Annotated in this window: 19 protein-coding genes; 15 read left to right on the forward strand and 4 right to left on the reverse strand. The window is 32.2% G+C overall.

The genetic code is table 11. The features are described from left to right. Positions 1–215 precede the first annotated feature (215 nt). The 5 genes from clpB (at position 216) to T1L09_RS08485 (ending at position 6825) form a co-directional block, all read left to right on the forward strand. Entirely contained in the window at positions 216–2819 is a 2604-nt protein-coding gene (gene clpB / locus T1L09_RS08465) for an ATP-dependent chaperone ClpB (protein ID WP_322550519.1), read from the forward strand. Between the two features lie 109 nt (positions 2820–2928). Further along, a complete protein-coding gene (locus T1L09_RS08470) occupies positions 2929–3534 on the forward strand; it encodes a DUF2238 domain-containing protein (protein WP_322550520.1) in 606 nt (201 codons plus the stop codon). An 18-nt stretch (positions 3535–3552) separates the two neighbouring features. Then, positions 3553–4113, forward strand: a complete 561-nt coding sequence (locus tag T1L09_RS08475) for a GNAT family N-acetyltransferase (protein WP_322550521.1) — start codon at positions 3553–3555, stop codon at positions 4111–4113. A gap of 3 nt (positions 4114–4116) precedes the next feature. Then, entirely contained in the window at positions 4117–5259 is a 1143-nt protein-coding gene (locus tag T1L09_RS08480; RefSeq protein ID WP_322550522.1) for an ABC transporter ATP-binding protein, read from the forward strand. A gap of 12 nt (positions 5260–5271) precedes the next feature. Then, entirely contained in the window at positions 5272–6825 is a 1554-nt protein-coding gene (locus T1L09_RS08485; RefSeq protein ID WP_322550523.1) for a hypothetical protein, read from the forward strand. A gap of 123 nt (positions 6826–6948) precedes the next feature. Here the strand turns inward: T1L09_RS08485 and T1L09_RS08490 are convergent, their stop codons facing one another. Together T1L09_RS08490 and T1L09_RS08495 are read right to left on the reverse strand one after the other, a co-directional pair. After that, positions 6949–7230 carry a hypothetical protein gene (locus tag T1L09_RS08490; RefSeq protein ID WP_322550524.1) on the reverse strand — a complete coding sequence of 94 codons (282 nt, stop codon included), beginning with the start codon at positions 7228–7230 and terminating at the stop codon, positions 6949–6951. 175 nt (positions 7231–7405) lie between these two features. After that, positions 7406–8059 carry an OmpW/AlkL family protein gene (locus tag T1L09_RS08495; RefSeq protein WP_322550525.1) on the reverse strand — a complete coding sequence of 218 codons (654 nt, stop codon included), beginning with the start codon at positions 8057–8059 and terminating at the stop codon, positions 7406–7408. Positions 8060–8194: 135 nt separating this feature from the next. Here T1L09_RS08495 and smpB point away from each other — a divergent pair, with 135 nt between their 5' ends. Beyond that, on the forward strand, positions 8195–8647 hold the full coding sequence (smpB, locus tag T1L09_RS08500; protein WP_322550526.1) for an SsrA-binding protein SmpB: 453 nt from the start codon (positions 8195–8197) through the stop codon (positions 8645–8647). Between the two features lie 11 nt (positions 8648–8658). Beyond that, positions 8659–9021 (forward strand): helix-turn-helix domain-containing protein, encoded by a 363-nt coding sequence (locus tag T1L09_RS08505; RefSeq protein WP_322550527.1) that lies wholly within the window; start codon positions 8659–8661, stop codon positions 9019–9021. Here the strand turns inward: T1L09_RS08505 and T1L09_RS08510 are convergent, their stop codons facing one another. Beyond that, positions 9022–9663: a protein-L-isoaspartate(D-aspartate) O-methyltransferase gene (locus T1L09_RS08510; RefSeq protein ID WP_322550528.1), complete on the reverse strand. Its 642-nt coding sequence runs from the start codon at positions 9661–9663 to the stop codon at positions 9022–9024. Positions 9664–9794: 131 nt separating this feature from the next. On the opposite strand from T1L09_RS08510, the gene T1L09_RS08515 reads away from it, so the two are divergent. From T1L09_RS08515 to T1L09_RS08550, 8 genes are all read left to right on the forward strand, one after another. Next, the gene (locus T1L09_RS08515; RefSeq protein ID WP_322550529.1) at positions 9795–10763 is read left to right on the forward strand and encodes a Gfo/Idh/MocA family protein; all 969 of its coding nucleotides are present in this window, start codon (positions 9795–9797) and stop codon (positions 10761–10763) included. 45 nt (positions 10764–10808) lie between these two features. After that, positions 10809–11699 carry a 3-hydroxyacyl-CoA dehydrogenase family protein gene (locus T1L09_RS08520; protein ID WP_322550530.1) on the forward strand — a complete coding sequence of 297 codons (891 nt, stop codon included), beginning with the start codon at positions 10809–10811 and terminating at the stop codon, positions 11697–11699. Between the two features lie 66 nt (positions 11700–11765). Then, on the forward strand, positions 11766–12986 hold the full coding sequence (locus tag T1L09_RS08525) for a DUF1015 domain-containing protein (RefSeq protein WP_322550531.1): 1221 nt from the start codon (positions 11766–11768) through the stop codon (positions 12984–12986). An 80-nt stretch (positions 12987–13066) separates the two neighbouring features. Continuing rightward, positions 13067–13732, forward strand: coding sequence for a YggS family pyridoxal phosphate-dependent enzyme (locus T1L09_RS08530; protein WP_322550532.1), 666 nt, complete (start codon positions 13067–13069; stop codon positions 13730–13732). A gap of 60 nt (positions 13733–13792) precedes the next feature. Further along, on the forward strand, positions 13793–15154 hold the full coding sequence (locus T1L09_RS08535) for an exonuclease domain-containing protein (protein ID WP_322550533.1): 1362 nt from the start codon (positions 13793–13795) through the stop codon (positions 15152–15154). 18 nt (positions 15155–15172) lie between these two features. Next, complete coding sequence (locus T1L09_RS08540) at positions 15173–16003, forward strand: ion transporter (protein ID WP_322550534.1); 831 nt, start codon at positions 15173–15175, stop codon at positions 16001–16003. A gap of 1 nt (position 16004) precedes the next feature. After that, the gene (gene miaA / locus T1L09_RS08545) at positions 16005–16937 is read left to right on the forward strand and encodes a tRNA (adenosine(37)-N6)-dimethylallyltransferase MiaA (protein WP_322550535.1); all 933 of its coding nucleotides are present in this window, start codon (positions 16005–16007) and stop codon (positions 16935–16937) included. Positions 16938–16948: 11 nt separating this feature from the next. Then, positions 16949–17674 (forward strand): acyl-[acyl-carrier-protein] thioesterase, encoded by a 726-nt coding sequence (locus T1L09_RS08550; RefSeq protein WP_322550536.1) that lies wholly within the window; start codon positions 16949–16951, stop codon positions 17672–17674. 33 nt (positions 17675–17707) lie between these two features. Here T1L09_RS08550 and T1L09_RS08555 read toward each other — a convergent pair whose 3' ends face one another. Continuing rightward, on the reverse strand, positions 17708–18406 hold the full coding sequence (locus tag T1L09_RS08555; protein ID WP_322550537.1) for a response regulator transcription factor: 699 nt from the start codon (positions 18404–18406) through the stop codon (positions 17708–17710). Positions 18407–18428 lie beyond the last annotated feature (22 nt).

An 18428-nucleotide genomic window follows, 5' to 3' on the forward strand; every position in this document is an offset into this window, starting at 1 on the left:
AGAAAGTAAAAAGACAATAGTTACGCTATTGTCTTTTTTTTGTTTTAAAACTATTCAATAATAAATATTTATACTAATCTGTCTTAATGTAAGCCATTTTGTCGTAAATTTACTAAGAACACAGAACATGTTCGGTCATTTTGTCTTATTTTTCGTATTGGAATAGAAATTGAAATAATTCATTCAAAAGAAATTAATCAAAATTTACACAACATATGAACATCAATAAATTTACCATTAAATCGCAAGAAGCTTTGCAACAAGCACAGCAAATTGCACAAAGTTTTGGGCAACAACAGCTTGAAAACGAACATATATTCAAAGGAATTTTAGAAGTAGACGAAAACGTAACACCTTTTATTTTGAAAAAACTCAACGTTAATGTGGAGCTTTTCAAAAAAGTATTAGATAGTACGATTCAAAGTTTTCCAAAAGTTTCTGGTGGCGATATTATGTTTTCTCGTGAGGCTGGAACTACAGTAAACGAAGCCGAAATTATTGCTAAAAAAATGAACGACGAATTCGTTTCTATCGAACATTTAATTTTAGCCATTTTTAAATCGAAAAGTAAAGTTGCACAGATTTTAAAAGATCAAGGTGTCACTGAAAAAGGTTTACAAGCAGCAATCGACGAAATGCGAAAAGGTGAACGAGTAACTTCAGCTTCAGCTGAAGAAACGTATAATGCTTTGAACAAATATGCAAAAAACTTAAATGAATTAGCAAAAAGCGGAAAATTAGATCCAGTAATTGGTCGTGATGAAGAAATTCGACGTGTCTTACAGATTTTAACCCGAAGAACTAAGAATAATCCAATGTTAGTTGGAGAACCAGGAGTGGGAAAAACCGCTATTGCTGAAGGTTTAGCACACCGAATTGTAGATGGCGACGTTCCTGAAAACCTGAAAGATAAAATTGTGTTTTCCTTAGATATGGGTGCTTTAATTGCCGGTGCAAAATACAAAGGGGAATTTGAAGAGCGTTTGAAAGCTGTCGTAAAAGAAGTTACTTCTGCCGAAGGCGATATTGTGTTATTCATTGACGAAATTCACACATTAGTTGGTGCTGGAGGTGGCGAAGGTGCGATGGATGCTGCAAATATTCTGAAACCTGCTTTAGCAAGAGGAGAATTGAGAGCCATTGGTGCCACAACATTAGATGAGTATCAAAAATATTTCGAAAAGGATAAAGCTTTAGAGCGTCGTTTTCAGAAAATTGTAGTCGATGAACCGGATACCGAAAGTGCAATTTCAATTCTGAGAGGAATTAAAGAAAAGTATGAAACGCATCATAAAGTAAGAATTCAAGATGATGCCATTATTGCTGCGGTTGAATTATCGCAACGTTATATTACCAATCGTTTTTTACCCGATAAAGCCATCGATTTAATTGACGAAGCGGCTTCTAAATTGCGTATGGAAATCAATTCGAAACCAGAAGAATTAGATGTTTTGGATCGAAGAGTAATGCAACTAGAAATCGAAATTGAAGCCATTAAACGCGAAAATGACGAAACGAAACTGAAAGGTTTGGGATTGGAATTAGCGAATTTGAAAGAAGAACGCAACGAGATTTTCACCAAATGGAAATCGGAAAAAGATGTGGTGGATAATATCCAAGCCGTAAAACAAGAAATTGAAGATTTCAAGCAAGAAGCAGAACAAGCCGAACGCAATGGCGATTATGGAAAAGTAGCCGAAATTCGTTACGGAAAAATAAAAGAAGCACAAGAACGTTTAGATGTTTTTCAAGTGCAATTGGCCGAAAATCAATCGGGAACTTCGCTTATAAAAGAAGAAGTTACACGAGATGATATTGCTGAGGTTGTAGCGAAATGGACGGGAATTCCAATCGTGAAAATGCTACAAGGTGAACGCGAGAAATTATTAAAATTAGAAGATGAATTGCATCATAGAGTTGTAGGTCAAGAAGAAGCAATTGAAGCCGTTAGTGACGCTGTTCGAAGAAGTCGTGCGGGTTTGCAAGATGTTAAAAAACCAATTGGTTCGTTCTTATTTTTAGGAACAACTGGAGTTGGAAAAACCGAATTAGCAAAAGCGTTAGCCGAATATCTTTTTGACGATGAAAATGCAATGACGCGAATTGATATGAGTGAATATCAAGAACGTCACAGCGTGAGTAGATTAGTTGGTGCACCTCCTGGGTATGTTGGTTATGATGAAGGCGGTCAATTGACGGAAGCTGTAAGAAGAAAGCCGTATTCTGTAGTGTTGTTAGACGAAATTGAAAAAGCACATCCCGACACATTTAATATCTTATTACAAGTTTTAGATGAAGGAAGATTAACCGATAATAAAGGGCGTGTTGCCGATTTTAAAAATACGATTATCATTATGACTTCTAATATGGGAAGTAGCATAATTCAAGAGAAGTTCGAAAATTTAAAAGGTTCTGTGGAAGCCGCTACGGAAGCTGCAAAAGTGGAAGTTTTAGGTTTATTGAAACAAACGGTTCGACCTGAATTTATAAATCGTATTGATGAAATAGTAATGTTTACGCCTTTAACTCAGGCAAATATTAAGGAAATAGTTGGTTTGCAGTTAAAAAGTGTCATAAAAATGGTTGCACTTCAAAATATAATTATGGATGCGACTCCAGAAGCAGTAGATTATTTAGCTAACAAAGGTTATGATCCGCAATTTGGAGCAAGACCCGTAAAAAGAGTTATTCAACGTGAAGTGTTAAACCAACTGTCGAAAGAAATTTTGGCAGGAAGAGTAACTACAGATAGCATCATTTTACTCGATAGTTTTGATGGAAATTTGGTTTTCAGAAACCAAAGTGAATTGGTAGGATAAATAGATTTTTCATAATTAGAATTTAGTTTTAGTTTGTAAAGCATCAACGCAGCAATGTGTTGGTGCTTTTTTTATATTTTTAAAAGAAAAAAACTTTACTTTAGCATCTATGAAAACAAAACAACTTTTTATTGTCTTATTTTTTGTCGGACTAATTCTTTCGGGAATCAATCCAAAGGAATATTTTACTTGGTTCTTAGAAGTCTCTCCAGCAATTGTTGGTTTTTTGATTCTAATTTTTACCTATAAGAAATTTCAATTTACCAATTTCACCTACTTTTTTATATTAATTCATTGCTATATTCTATTTTTAGGAGGCCATTATACGTATGCCGAAGTCCCGCTTTTTGATTGGATTAAAGAAACTTTCGAACAAAGTAGAAACAATTACGATAAAGTCGGACATTTTGCACAAGGTTTTGTTCCTGCAATGATTGTACGCGAATTATTTATCCGAAAAAATGTAGTGGCTAATAAAAGTTTCTTCAATTTTATTATTGTAGCGATTTGTTTAGCAATTAGTGCTGCTTACGAATGGATTGAATGGGCTGTTTCATTATCAACTGGCGAAGGCGGTGATTCGTTTTTAGGAACACAAGGCGATGTTTGGGACACCCAATCGGATATGCTTTTTGCAACTGTTGGAGCCATTTGTATGCTGATTTTCTTTAGTAAAAGTCAAACCAAAGCAATTCAAGAACTAACGTCAAATTAAAGAAAAATTTAAAAAATAATGTTAGAATTAAATTTCAATCCTTTTCCACTATTAGCATCCGAACGCTTAAATTATAGAAAATTAGCGGAATCTGATGCACCTGAAATCTTAGCTTTAAGAGGCGATCCAGAAACAATGCGTTTTATTCCCAGACCTTTATTAACAGATATTGAAGGTGCTTTGGCTCATATAAAATCAATAAATGATAAAATTGAAGAAAATTTAGACATCAATTGGGCAGTAACGGAAAAAAACAGCAATAAATGTATCGGAATTATGGGATTTTACAGAACGCAACCCGAACATTTTAGATCAGAATTGGGCTATATGATTCTACCTGAATATTGGGGAAAAGGTTATGTTACCGAAGCTGTGACTACTTTGTTGAATTTTGCTTTTAATACATTAAATTTTCATTCTATTGAAGCTGTGATAGATTCTAGACACAAAGCTTCTGAACGTGTTTTGCAGAAAAATGGATTCACAAAAGAAGCTCATTTTGTAGAAAATTTTTATTACAATAATGAATTTACCGATACGGTGATTTACAGTTTACTTAAAAGAAATTTCATAAAATAATATATGACTGAATTTGAAAGACAATTTCGAGAAGTTAAAGAACTTTTAGATTTTAAAGATTACAGTAAAGTAATCAAACGTATTATAGATTTTACATTAGATACAGAAGATATCAGACACTATCAGAAAACAAGTGCTTTTCTAAATTGGCACGACAGCAACGAAAATAACGAAGTTGAAAAGACACAAAAGCTTTCAGATTTACTTGCAGAACTTGATGTTGTTCTAAGTAAAAAAGAATGTCACGAACATCAAACAATCATATCGGTTCAAAATCTACAAAAAGTATACAATACTTCTTTTGGATTAGGGCCAATAAATCTGGATATAAAAACGGGTGAAATTATTGGACTGGTTGGTGAAAACGGAAATGGAAAAACCACTTTACTACGAAGTATTTGTGGTGAATTAAATCCGTCTTCAGGAACAATAAAGTACAATTTTAAGTATGATGATTTGTATGATTTACGCTCAAAGCTAGTCTACATTCCGCAAAGAACAGAGACTTGGCGTGGTTCTATGTACGAAAACCTCGAATTCACGGCAAGTTGTTATGGTTTTTCACCGGAAGAAAATAATTTGGTAGTGGATTTAGTTATAACTCGTTTAGGATTGCGAAAATTTAGAAATCATTCGTGGAATAACTTATCGTCTGGATATAAAATGCGTTTTGAACTGGCTCGAATGTTATTGCGAAAACCGAAAATTTTATTGATTGACGAACCTTTGGCAAATTTAGATATTCTGGCTCAGCAAACGGTTTTAGATGATTTTAGAAATATCGCTAATTCGGCTTTCCGACCTATAGCTATTGTATTAAGTTCGCAGCAATTGTATGAAGTAGAAAAAACATCTAACCAAGTGGTATTTTTAAAACGTGGTGCACAAAAGAATTTACTCGACGAAAATGAAGCCAACAAAAATTGCATCATCGAGTTTGAAAGTTCATTGAACTTAAGCGAGCTAAAGCAGCTATTTAGTGCAATTAATATTTTGTCGCTAGTGCAAAATGGAGGAACTTATATTGCAACATTTCCAGAAGACGTAGCCGTTAACGACTTTATGAAAATAGTAGTCAATCAGTCCATTCCGTTAAGTTATATGCGAAATATTTCCAACTCAACGCGTCGCTTTTTTGTGAACTAAAAATTAAAAAACATGTTTAAAAATATACAGAAAAAATTATTATTACAATATCCATTACTTTGGAATACTAAGTTTATTCCGATGCTTACAATTGGTATTCTTTTTCAAATCCTATTTTTCGGACTAGGCTATATCGATGGAACTATCGATTTTTCTAATAAAACCAATATTGATATTATTGCGTATTGTATGTTAACTGGAATTTTGGCAGCAGTTATCATAATGATTTTGTGGCTAGTGTTCTATTTTAAAAACAATGCTCTGAAATCATTTTACAGCAAATCTAAATACAGTTTATTCTTTGAATGGATTCAAATATTTACAATTTGCTTTTTATTAACTGGCTTTTTCATTCCTTTTAAAGTAGGAAAACAATTGCATCAAAAAAGTTATTATTCCTTCGCTGAAACTGCTAAACGCTGTAAAACAATTAGTACCGCATCTATTTTCATTGATGCAAGCTATGCGGAAACCGAGATAGATTCTTTGGCTTCTGGCTTAATTGATAGTAATGGAAATATAATAGATCGACACCCAGTTTTAGAAGATAATGAAGCAGCAGAAGCAGCAGTAATTGAAGCAGCGACTGTAGTTGAAGCAGTTGAACAAAATTTATATAAGGATTATATTATTTTTAATGATAAAAATTATGATCAATATTCTTTGTTAAATCGAAATATTTTTGAATTCTCGATAATTTTACGGGAACAAGATTCACTGAATAAGATACAAATAAATACTTGGTTAGCGTCCAACAATGAAGTTGAAATAAAAAAATTGATGGCTGATTACCTAAAATTAATTCGAGAACATAAACTAGCAACTAATTTAGATGAAAATAGATGGTTTGAAATCACTTATAATGCTCCAGATTTTAAGAAATATCTTTTAATTAAACCTTATTTGAACGAGTATGAAGCAGATTACAACAACTCATATAATTACAAGACCGCTGAAACGCCAAATAATGATCAAGATACTTACTCAAAATATTACATCCAACAAGATGTATTGAAAGATAAATATGATATTGTTTCTCAAGCACACACTGATTCTTTTATTGAAATTGAATTATTCTTAGGATTTTTATTTGGGGCTTTAGGCCTATCACTATTAATTTTCTCTTTTAGAGTAACTTCAGGGAAAAGCTGGCTAATTGCTCTTGTCGTAGTAGGAATTATTAATTTATTTATAGGAATAATTACTGCTATTTTTAGTTATGGAGTTTTATATTTGTACTTAATATTAGCCACTATTCTTGGGATTCTATTTTACTTCTTTTTCATTTATTTCCGTAGGAAAAGCTTAAAACTAAGTAAAATTGCTCTTAACATTGTGCTTTGGTCTTTTAGTTGTATTATTCCACTTGTTTATTTTTTACTTATTGAAGCAAACAAACCCAATTATTACCAATTAGATCAATATGCTTATTATGAAACACCTTTTTATGATTGGCTCCGAGAAAATCAAGTAAATATGATCTCTTTAAACTTTATTTTTTCTGTCGTAGTTTTATTTTTCTTGGCTAGAATAATAAGAAATTGGAAAGGAATAGCAGAAGACTAGAAATTAGAATGGTATCAATTCCTTTTGAATACTACTTAATCTTATCCTAGTAAAACAAAAAAAACACTTGCAAATAGATTTCAGCAAGTGTTTTTTTTATACGTTTTAAAATAATAATTTAATTTAAACTATTTTGTAAATTCTATTTACAGGAATAACCAAACCTTGTTTTAAAATAACACGATTATCTGTAACACCCCAAATCGTAGTTTCGATAGCTTTTTTAGAAATATCATCTTCAAAAAAGATCTTAATCTTTCCGTGCTCTAAATTCCCTAGAGATAATGCTCGGTCTAAATCATTCATACGTTGCAACATAGCAGCTTTTTCTGTTAAAACTTCTGCTGTCGGAAAATGTAAATCTTTCACAGCTTCTTTATCTATCAATTGATATTCTGTAGTCATATTTTAATTCGTTAGGTTATCTTTATAAAATTAGTAAAAAAAGTAAAACAAAGAGATTTTGTTAACTAAATTTATTCTTAATTTTTTATTTGTACATATCTTCAATTTGTAGACCAAAAAAAAGAAGAGACTGTAAAAACAATCTCTTCTTTCAATTTTATTTTTTAAATTAGAATTAGAATCTCATTCCAACGCCAATTCCAAATAACCAAGGATCAATCGTTACTTCCGCTGGAACTACCAAACCTGCTACTAAATTAGTTGCATCAACCGTAACATCCGTTTTCAAAAACAAACGTTTCGCATCGATATTTATGAAAAATGAATCTGTTAGATTTAAGTCAATACCCGCTTGTGCAGCATATCCTAAAGAGTTTTCATATTTAACATCTGCAACTGCTCCCGATTTTACATTGTAAAATAAAGTATAATTAACACCTGCACCAATATAAGGTTTCACTATTTTTTTGTCTGATACATAAAAGTGATATTGTGCTGTTAATGTTGGAGGTAATAACCACGCACTTCCTAAATCGATATCTCCAGCAACAGTATTTATTGCTTTTACATCGTGTTTAGCTGTTCCCAAAATTAATTCTGCAGCAAAATGCTCTGTGAAGAAATACGTAAAATCTAATTCTGGAATAAAAGTATCCGAAATTTGAACATCGCCACCGATAATTCCAATTTTAGCACTCTGATCTGGTGTAACAACACCAACTCCTCTTACTCTAACTTGCCATTTTTTAAAATCGTTTGAATTTTGTGCATTAACGAAGTTTACAGCCATTAATGAAATTGCCATAATTGCAAAAACTACTTTTTTCATTTTTAATTTCTTTTAAATTATAGGACAAATGTAGTATCCTTCTTTATGCAAAAAACTGATATAAATCATAGAATCAAAATTATTAATTTGTAGATTTAACTTTAAAATCCTAGATATTTCCTTTACATTTGTCAAATGCTAAAAACAATAAACATACTCAATAAAAGAGCCAAATTCGATTATGAAATTCTCGATAAATACACGGCTGGAATTGTTTTAACAGGAACAGAAATAAAGTCGATCCGGTTAGGAAAAGCTTCTATTGCTGAAAGTTTCTGCGAATTTCACGATGGTGAATTATTCGTAATCAATTCTACGATTGAAGAGTATTTATTTGGCCATCAATACAATCACCGAGCAAAAAGTGAGCGAAAACTGCTTTTAAATAAAAAGGAGTTGAAAAAATTGTTCAAGGATTCGGACAATAAAGGATTAACGATTGTGCCACTTCGTCTGTTTACCAATGAAAAAGGTATGGCAAAATTAGACATTGCTTTATGTAGAGGTAAAAAGAATTACGACAAACGAGAATCACTCAAGGAACAAGATACTAAAAGAGATATAGCTAGAATTAAGAAAAATTTCTAATACTAGTTAGTATGAAAGAAATTCTAAAACAAGCTCGCATTGCTAAAGGATTTTCAACCCGAAAACTGGCCGAATTGATAAAAATTGATCAAGCATTGGTTAGTAAATTTGAAAATGGTTTTCGAATTCCGACTAAAAAACAAATTCAGACGATTGCTTTTGTCTTAGAAATTGAACTTCCAACACTTTTGGTCGCTTGGTATAAATCAAAATTATTAAACAATTTAGATTTCAATCAATTTGCTATTCAAGCGATTAGCCAAATACTTCAGGAAAAAGGAATTGAGGTGGTAAAAGAAAATCAAGATCATAAAATTGCCGAAATTTTAGATGAAATTGAAGCTTTAAAACAAAAATTAACCGGTTTGAAGTAACTAGTTTTTATTCTCTAAAAGCGGTACAAATTTGAAATCGCCATATTCGTGTTTTTCAAATTGGGTTTCATTTTTGCGGATTAACAACGTCATAATCTGCTCTTTTTCACCTACAGGAATAACCAACCTTCCTCCTATTTTCAATTGAGCCATCAAAGGTTGCGGAATAAAAGGAGCTCCAGCAGTTACAATAATACTATCAAAAGGAGCATCAACTTCCAATCCTTTATAACCATCTCCAAATATTAATTTCTTAGGTCGAATGCCCATATTTGGCAACAATCTTGATGTTTTTTTAAACAATTCATTTTGTCTTTCAATTGAATAGACATTCGCTCCCATTTTACACAAAACAGCGGTTTGATAGCCACTTCCTGTTCCAATTTCTAAAATTTTATGCTCTTTTTGAACTTCTAACAATTGCGATTGAAAAGCTACAGTATAAGGTTGCGAAATCGTTTGATCTGCACCAATAGGAAACGCTTTGTCTTGATAGGCAAAATCTTCGAAACTAGAATTCAAAAACAGATGACGCGGAATTTCTGCAATAGCATTTAACACGCTTTTATCAGTAATTCCTTTGTCTTGCAACTGTTTGACCAATTGATTTCGAAGTCCTTTATGCTTATTCGTATCTTTCAATTTTAGTATAAATTATTTTTGTCAAAATTAGCCTTTAAATTGCAATAAACAAATTGTAAAATCCGAAAAAAACTCCTTATATAAACGGAAAACAATAAACAAATATGTATTTTTGTTGAAAATACTTTCATATGCTAAAAGTTGGAGTTTTAGGTGCTGGTCATCTTGGAAAAATACATTTACGCTTGTTAAATCAATCTGATAAATATGAATTAGTTGGTTTTTACGATGCTTTTGAAGCGAATGCAAATAAAGTTGCGACTGAATTTGGTTATAAAAAATTTGACTCAATTGCAGATTTGATTGCTGCAGTTGATGTTGTAGATATTGTTACGCCAACGATGCAACATTTTGATTGTGCCAAACAAGTTATCGAAGCTGGAAAACATCTTTTTATTGAAAAGCCAATTTCAAATACAGTTGAAGAAGCCGAAGAAATCATAGCTTTAGCTAATAAATACAACGTAAAAGGTCAGGTTGGACACGTAGAACGTTTTAATCCTGCTTTTACCGCTGTGAAAGATCAAATTAAAAATCCAATGTTCATTGAAACGCATCGTTTGGCCGAATTTAATCCGCGTGGTACAGATGTTCCCGTAGTTTTAGATTTGATGATTCACGATATCGATGCTATTTTAAGTGTTGTAAAATCGAAAGTAAAATCGGTTCACGCTAGTGGTGTTTCGGTGTTAAGCCAATCGCCAGATATTGCAAATGCTCGAATAGAATTCGAAAACGGTTGTGTTGCTAATGTAACTTCGAGTAGAATTTCAATGAAAAATATGCGTAAATCACGTTTCTTTCAAAAAGACGCTTATATTTCTGTAGATTACTTAGATAAAATTTGTGAAGTCGTAAAAATGAAAGAAGCACCAGAAGTCCCAGGTGATTTCGATATGATTTTACAAAATGCAGAAGGCGAGAAAAAACAAATCTACTTTGATAATCCAAATGTACAAGCAAACAACGCAATTTTAGACGAATTAGAATCATTTGCAGACGCAATCAATAATAACACCACGCCAATCGTAACTTTAGAAGACGGAACCGAAGCTTTGCGAGTGGCTTATATGATTATCGAATCAATGAAAAGAAAATAACAATTAAGATTTAAGAAAACTTAAAATAATAAAATACAATTTAGAATGAAACAAATAGCTGTAATTGGAGCAGGAACGATGGGTAACGGAATTGCTCATACGTTTGCACAAAGCGGATTTACCGTAAAATTAATTGATATTTCAGAAAAATCACTAGAAAAAGGAATGGCAACTATTGCTAATAACCTAGACCGAATGGTTACAAAAGGAACAATCACAGAGGACGATAAATACAAAACAATTGGAAACATCATTACTTACACTGATATCAAAGATGGTGTTGTAGGTTGTGATTTAGTAGTTGAAGCAGCAACTGAAAATGTGGGTTTAAAAATGACTATCTTCAAGCAATTGAGCGATGTTTGTGACCATAATGTAATTTTAGCTTCAAATACTTCTTCAATTTCTATTACGCAAATTGCAGCACAAGTGGTTCATCCAGAACGCGTAATTGGAATGCATTTTATGAATCCAGTGCCAATTATGAAATTAGTTGAAATCATTCGTGGCTATTCAACTTCGGATGAAGTGACTAAAATTATTATGGATTTATCGACTAAATTAGGTAAAACACCAACAGAAGTTAACGATTATCCTGGATTTGTAGCAAATCGTATTTTGATGCCGATGATTAATGAATCGATTGAAACTTTATACAACGGAGTTGCGGGAGTTCAAGAAATTGATACGGTAATGAAATTAGGAATGGCTCATCCAATGGGACCTTTACAATTAGCTGATTTTATTGGACTTGACGTTTGTTTATCAATTTTAAACGTGATGTATGACGGTTTTAAAAATCCAAAATATGCACCTTGTCCTTTATTAGTCAATATGGTAATGGCTGGAAAGTTAGGCGTAAAATCTGGTGAAGGTTTCTATGATTATGCTGAAAGTAAAAAAGCAGAGAAAGTTTCAAAACAATTTATAAAGTAAGTAGTTTTAGTTTCCAGTCGCAGTATCAAACTGAAAACTGCGACTGAAAACTGAACACTAGAAAGTATGGCAAAAATAATTCCTTTTAAGGCGGTTCGTCCGGTAGCGGATAAAGTGGCTTTGGTGACTTGCAGAACCTATGACGATTATAGTTCGGCGGAGCTTGCCTCTTGGTTGGATTATAATCCGTATTCGTTTTTGCACGTGATTCATCCGGCTTATGCCAATGCTCAAAAAATTACGTTGGACAAGCGTTTTAAAGGTGTAGCTCATAAATACCAAGATTTTAAGCAAGAAAAAATATTGTTTTCAGAAGAAGATCCTGTTTTTTATCTGTACGAAATTCAGTCGAAAGGTCAAACTTTTACTGGAATTATCGCTGGAACTTCGGTAGAAGATTACCAAAATAACGTAATTAAAAAGCACGAAGATACGTTGCAATATCGGGTGGAATTGTTCAAAGATTATTTGCATCAAACGCATTTTAATACAGAACCGGTTTTAATTACTTATCCGGATAGTGTGGAAATTAATACTTTCATTTCATTGCGAAAAAATAGTGAAGCGATATACGAATTTTCGACCACAACTAAGGAAAAACACACGCTTTGGAAAATTGATACGCAAAGTGAAATCGATTTTTTACAGGAACATTTTGAAAAAATTCCGAATTTATATATTGCAGATGGCCATCATCGCTCGGCTTCGGCCGAATTATTATACGAACAAGACAAGCATTTGAGTAATAAAAACTTAAATTATTTTATGAGTTTTTTAATTGCCGAAAGCAACGTTAAAATATACGAATTCAACCGATTAATTCGGGATTTGGATGGCTTGACGAAAGATGAATTCCTTAAAAAACTATCGGAACATTTCAAAATAGAAGATAAAGATCAGGAATTGTGGAAACCCCAAAATAAATACGAATTTGGAATGTATTTAGACGGCAGTTTTTATGCTTTATTTTATAAACAAGAAAGCCATAATCAAATCTCAATTTTAGATAGTTTAGATGCCCAAATTTTATATGATAAAGTTTTAAATCCTTTGCTAGGAATTGAAGATTTACGCAATGACGAACGCATTGATTACATTCCGGGAAAGCAATCCATTGCAGTGATTAAGGAATTAATTGACGAAGGAGAATTTGAAGTGGGCTTTATGCTCTATCCTTCTGATATTAAGGAAATTAAAGCTTTAGCCGATAATAATTTAATAATGCCACCAAAAAGTACGTATATTGAACCTAAATTCAGAAGTGGATTAGTGGTGTATGAACTATAAATTCCTTTAAAAAAATAGAAACACAGATTTTAGAAATTAATAAAATTTAAAAAAATTTGAGTTCAAAAAACAACAACTTAATGTCAATCTCAAACAACCTTACTAAAATAAAAGCTTCTCTTCCATCACATGTTACACTTGTTGCAGTTTCTAAAACCAAACCTGTGGCCGATTTAATGGAAGCTTATGAAGCGGGTCAACGTATTTTTGGAGAAAATAAGATCCAAGAAATGACGGAGAAATGGGAAGTGATGCCAAAAGATATTCAATGGCATATGATTGGTCACGTACAAACCAACAAAGTCAAATTTATGGCGGAATATGTGAGTTTGATTCACGGTGTTGATAGTTTGAAATTGTTGCAGGAAATTAATAAACAAGCCAAAAAACACAATCGTGTAATTGACGTTTTATTGCAAATTTATATTGCGGAAGAAGAAAGCAAATTTGGCTTGGATGAAAAGGAATTAAATGAGCTTTTACAACAAGTTCAGAATGACAAAAGTTCGTTTGAAAATATAAATATCGTTGGTTTAATGGGTATGGCAACATTTACAGAAAATCAAAATCAGATAGAAAAAGAATTCAAACATTTGAAAACTGTTTTTGACACCATTAATAGTAAAGACGCGATTAATTGCGTCTCTACATTATCCATGGGAATGTCTGGCGATTATCAACTAGCAATTTCGTGCGGAAGTACAATGGTTCGCATAGGAAGTAGTATCTTTGGAACAAGAAATTAATTTTCCGAAGAAGAAAATAAAAAACTGAACACTAACAACTGAACACTGAATACTTAGAATTTGTACGCAATACTCGACATAGAAACCACAGGAGGCCAATTTAACGAAGAAGGTATTACCGAAATCGCCATTTATAAATTTGATGGTCACGAAGTAGTGGATCAATTCATCAGTTTAGTGAATCCCGAAAAGCCAATACAACCATTTGTAGTAAAATTGACTGGTATCAATAATGCTATGCTTCGGAGTGCACCAAAATTTTATGAAGTAGCCAAAAGGATAATCGAAATGACGGAAGGATGTGTTATCGTTGCGCACAACGCTTCATTTGATTACCGAATTTTAAAAACAGAATTTAGACGATTGGGTTTCGACTTCAAGAAACAAACGCTTTGTACTGTTGAATTATCAAAAAAACTAATTCCTGAACAAGAATCTTATAGTTTAGGAAAATTGGTTCGTGCTTTAGGAATTCCTATGGCTGATCGTCACAGAGCGAATGGCGATGCGATGGCAACCGTGAAATTATTCAAACTATTACTTTCTAAAGACGTTGAAAAAGAAATTGTAAAAAGTTTCATCAAAACGGAAATCAAGTCAGGAATGTCTCCAAAATTATTAGACATTGTTGAAAGTTTACCTTCTAAAACAGGCATTTACTACATTCACAATGAAAAAGGTGATTTGATTTATATTGGAAAAAGTAATAATATCAAGAAGCGAGTCAATCAACATTTTACAGGAACTTCTAGCAAAAGTAAAAAAATACAACGTGATGTCTATGCTGTAACTTTTGAAGAAACGGGTAGCGAATTAATTGCACTTCTAAAAGAAAGCGAAGAAATCAAAGTAAACAAACCAATTTACAATAGAGCCCAACGCAAAAGTATTTTTTTATATGCGTTATATCAACATAAAACAGAAGCAGGTTACATCGCGCTAAGCATTGAAAAATCAGATGGTCGTAAAAAAGAAATCACTTCATTTACGTCGTTACAAGAAGGAAAAAATTTGCTTTTCAAAATTACTGAAAAGTATAATTTATGCCAGAAAATAAATGGCTTATACGATACTAAAAATGACTGTTTTCAATACAAAATCAACGAATGTAAAGGCGCTTGCATAGGGAAAGAAGCAGCTTCAGCATACAACGATCGTGTTTTAGAATTCATTAATAAAAATTCTTTTGACAAAAACAATATGATTGTTATAGATAAAGGAAGAGCTTTTGATGAACGATCAGCCATATTGATTGAAAATGGCGTGTATAAAGGCTATTGCTTTTACGAATTAAATTATCAAGTGACTAACATTGATATTCTTAAAAATATCATCATTCCAATGCAGCACAATCGTGATGTAAAGACAATCATCCAGTCCTATTTACGCAAAAACAAGATGCATAAAATTATTACTTTTTAATTATGTAACTTTGTTAGCATGAGGGATAATATCAAATCAAAATTCGAACTATTTAAGCAGCGAACGTTTATTATTATTTACGGCACTAACACCGTTGCTGGTCGTCTTTTTGATTTAATTTTATTAGGCTTAATATTACTGAGTGTAATATTGGTAATGTTAGAGACCATTAAAGGTTTTGATGCAAAATATCACACATTCATAATTATAGCAGAGTGGATTATTACTATTTTTTTTACGATCGAATATGTTTTACGAATTATTACACTAAAAAAACCGCAGACATACATTTTAAGTTTTTATGGAATAATAGATTTAATTGCTATTCTACCAATGTATCTAACCTTTTTTGTGGCAGGTTCAAGTGTTTTTTCAGTCATTAGAGCCTTACGCTTATTGCGATTGTTTAAAATTTTAAATCATCCACAATTTTCAAATCAATCAACGCATTTACGAGATTCCATCATTGCTAGTCGCGGTCGAATTTTAGTGTTTATGTATTTTATGCTTATTAGCTGTATCATTATAGGTTCTGTAATGTATGTTGTGGAAGGCGAAGCGGCAGGATTTACGAGTATCCCAGTTTCTATTTATTGGTGTATTGTTACTTTAACAACTGTTGGTTTTGGTGATATTACACCCATTACGCCACTTGGCCAATTTATTGCCTCATTCGTAATGATTCTTGGATATGGTGTAATTGCAGTTCCTACAGGAATTGTGACCGCTGAAATGGCAAAAAATTCCTTAAAAGATAATAAAGGCGATAAAATTACTTGCTCTAATTGTAATAATAGGAAGCATTTAAAACATTCCGTTTTCTGTCGAAAATGTGGCTCTAAATTATAAAATGAATTATTTAATTACAATCATAGGTCCGACCGCCATTGGAAAAACAGCTTTAAGCATTACTTTGGCTGAACATTTTGGTTGCGACATTATCTCATGCGATAGCCGTCAATTTTTTAAAGAAATGAAAATTGGGACGGCAGTTCCAAATGCAGAAGAATTAGCTTCGGCTTCTCATCATTTTATTCAAAACAAATCTATTTTTGAAAGTTATTCAGTTGGTGATTTCGAACAAGATGCTTTAGCCAAATTAGACGAATTATTTGCTAAAAATAAGGTTCAAATTATGGTTGGTGGTTCTGGATTATACGTTGATGCCGTTTTAAAAGGCTTTGACGAATTCCCCGAAATTGATCCTTTGGTGAGAGAAACAATAAATCACCAATTTGAAACTTTAGGAATCGTCTATTTACAAGAAGAGTTACAAAAATTAGATTCGGACTATTACCAAAAACTTACATTAGAAAATCCGCAAACTTTACAAAATCCGCAACGGATGAAACGTTTCGTAGAAGTATGTTTGGGAAGTGGAACACCCTATTCGAGTTTTATTGGAAAACGAAAAAATATCAGAAACTTCACTCCTATTGTGATTGGTTTGGAAACAGATCGGGAAATAATGTATAATAGAATTAATCAGCGTGTAGACTTAATGCTAAATGACGGACTTTTGGAAGAAGCGGAAACACTTTATCCAAACAAAGATTTGAACGCGCTACAAACTGTTGGTTATCGCGAATTATTTGATTATTTCGACGGAAACACTACTTTAGATTTTGCTTTAGAACAAATTAAAATGAACACCAGACGCTTTGCTAAGCGCCAAATTACTTGGTTTAAAAGAGTAGAAAATGTGAAATGGTTTAACTATTTAGCAAACAAAAATGAAATTATAAAAGAAATAGAATCAAAAATTCTAAATTCTAAATTCTAAATTTAACATTTATGCCTATTTCTCCGCACTTTACTTCTGTTTTAGAACAAGAATACGAAATCAATTTTTTACAATGTTATCAAACGGGACTTCTAAAATATACCGAATTGTGTAATATTTTGCAGATTACAGCCGGTTTACACGCAGATTTGGGCGGAATAAGCTTTAGTGATATGCAAGAACATCATCAAGCTTGGGTGATGAGTAAAATGCGTTTGGAAATTATTTCACTTCCGAAATGGAAAGAAAAAGTTACCGTAAAAACGTGGATTAAAACCTTAGAAAATTCGCGTTCGACTCGTTGTTTAGAATTGTACCGCGGTGAAGAAAAATTAGCAGGTTGTGAAACTTCTTGGGCCGTTATAAATACTAATGCGAGAAGACCTGAAAATTTAGCATTATCTCACGAGCATTTTGAAAAATATCCTTCTCAAAGCGGAACTTCACACGAAGTACAAAAAATTAATATTACTTTAGATTTTGACGTTCTGAAAAACTATAAAGTACAACTTTCAGACATTGACATTGTAAATCATGCTAATAGCGTAAAATATCTAGAATGGTGTTTAAATGCTTTGGATTCAAAATATATTTTAAGGCAAAAAATAAAAGGATTCGAAATGAATTTCTTGAGGGAATTATCTTTAAACGATGAAGTTACAATTGCTCAAAAAGAGCAAACTATTATTATTTCTAAAGCAGATAAAGTTTGTTTTGCCTTAGAATTAAATGAATAAAAAAAGCCCTGATTTCTCAGAGCTTCCTGTTATTTATTTTTTGATGACTAATCTAAAACCTTCACCGTGAATGTTTAAGATTTCAACATTTTCATCTAATTTTAAGAATTTTCTTAATTTAGCGATGTAAACATCCATACTTCGTGAAGTGAAATAGTTGTCATCTCTCCAAATTTTAGTTAATGCTAATTCTCTTGGCATTAAATCATTTTCGTGCAATGCTAACATTTTCAATAACTCACATTCTTTTGGCGACAACTTAATAGGTTCATGACCAGGAAAAGTCAAAAATCTCAATTTAGAATTCAAATGGAAACCACCAATTTCAAATTCAAATTGATTTGTATCAGGTTTAACTTCTGAAGCTTTTCTTTGAATAATTGCTTTGATTTTCATCAATAAAACTTCTGAATCAAATGGCTTATTTAAATAGTCATCTGCACCTACTTTATACCCTTTTAAAACATCTTCTTTCAATGTTTTTGCAGTTAAGAAAATAATAGGCACTTCTTGGTTTTTTTCACGAATTTCTCTTGCTAAAGTATACCCGTCCTTATAAGGCATCATCACATCTAAAATACATAAATCAAAAGTGTCTTTCTTAAATTTTTCAAATCCTTCCATTCCATTTTTTGCCAAAGTGACATCGAAATCGTTGATTGATAAATAATCTTTTAAAACAGCTCCAAAATTTGGATCATCTTCTACTAGTAAAATTTTCTTTCCTTCCATAGTAATTATGTGTATATGTTCT

The organism is Flavobacterium psychraquaticum (genome assembly GCF_034497725.1).
In the GTDB taxonomy this organism is placed as follows: Bacteria; Bacteroidota; Bacteroidia; order Flavobacteriales; family Flavobacteriaceae; genus Flavobacterium; species Flavobacterium psychraquaticum.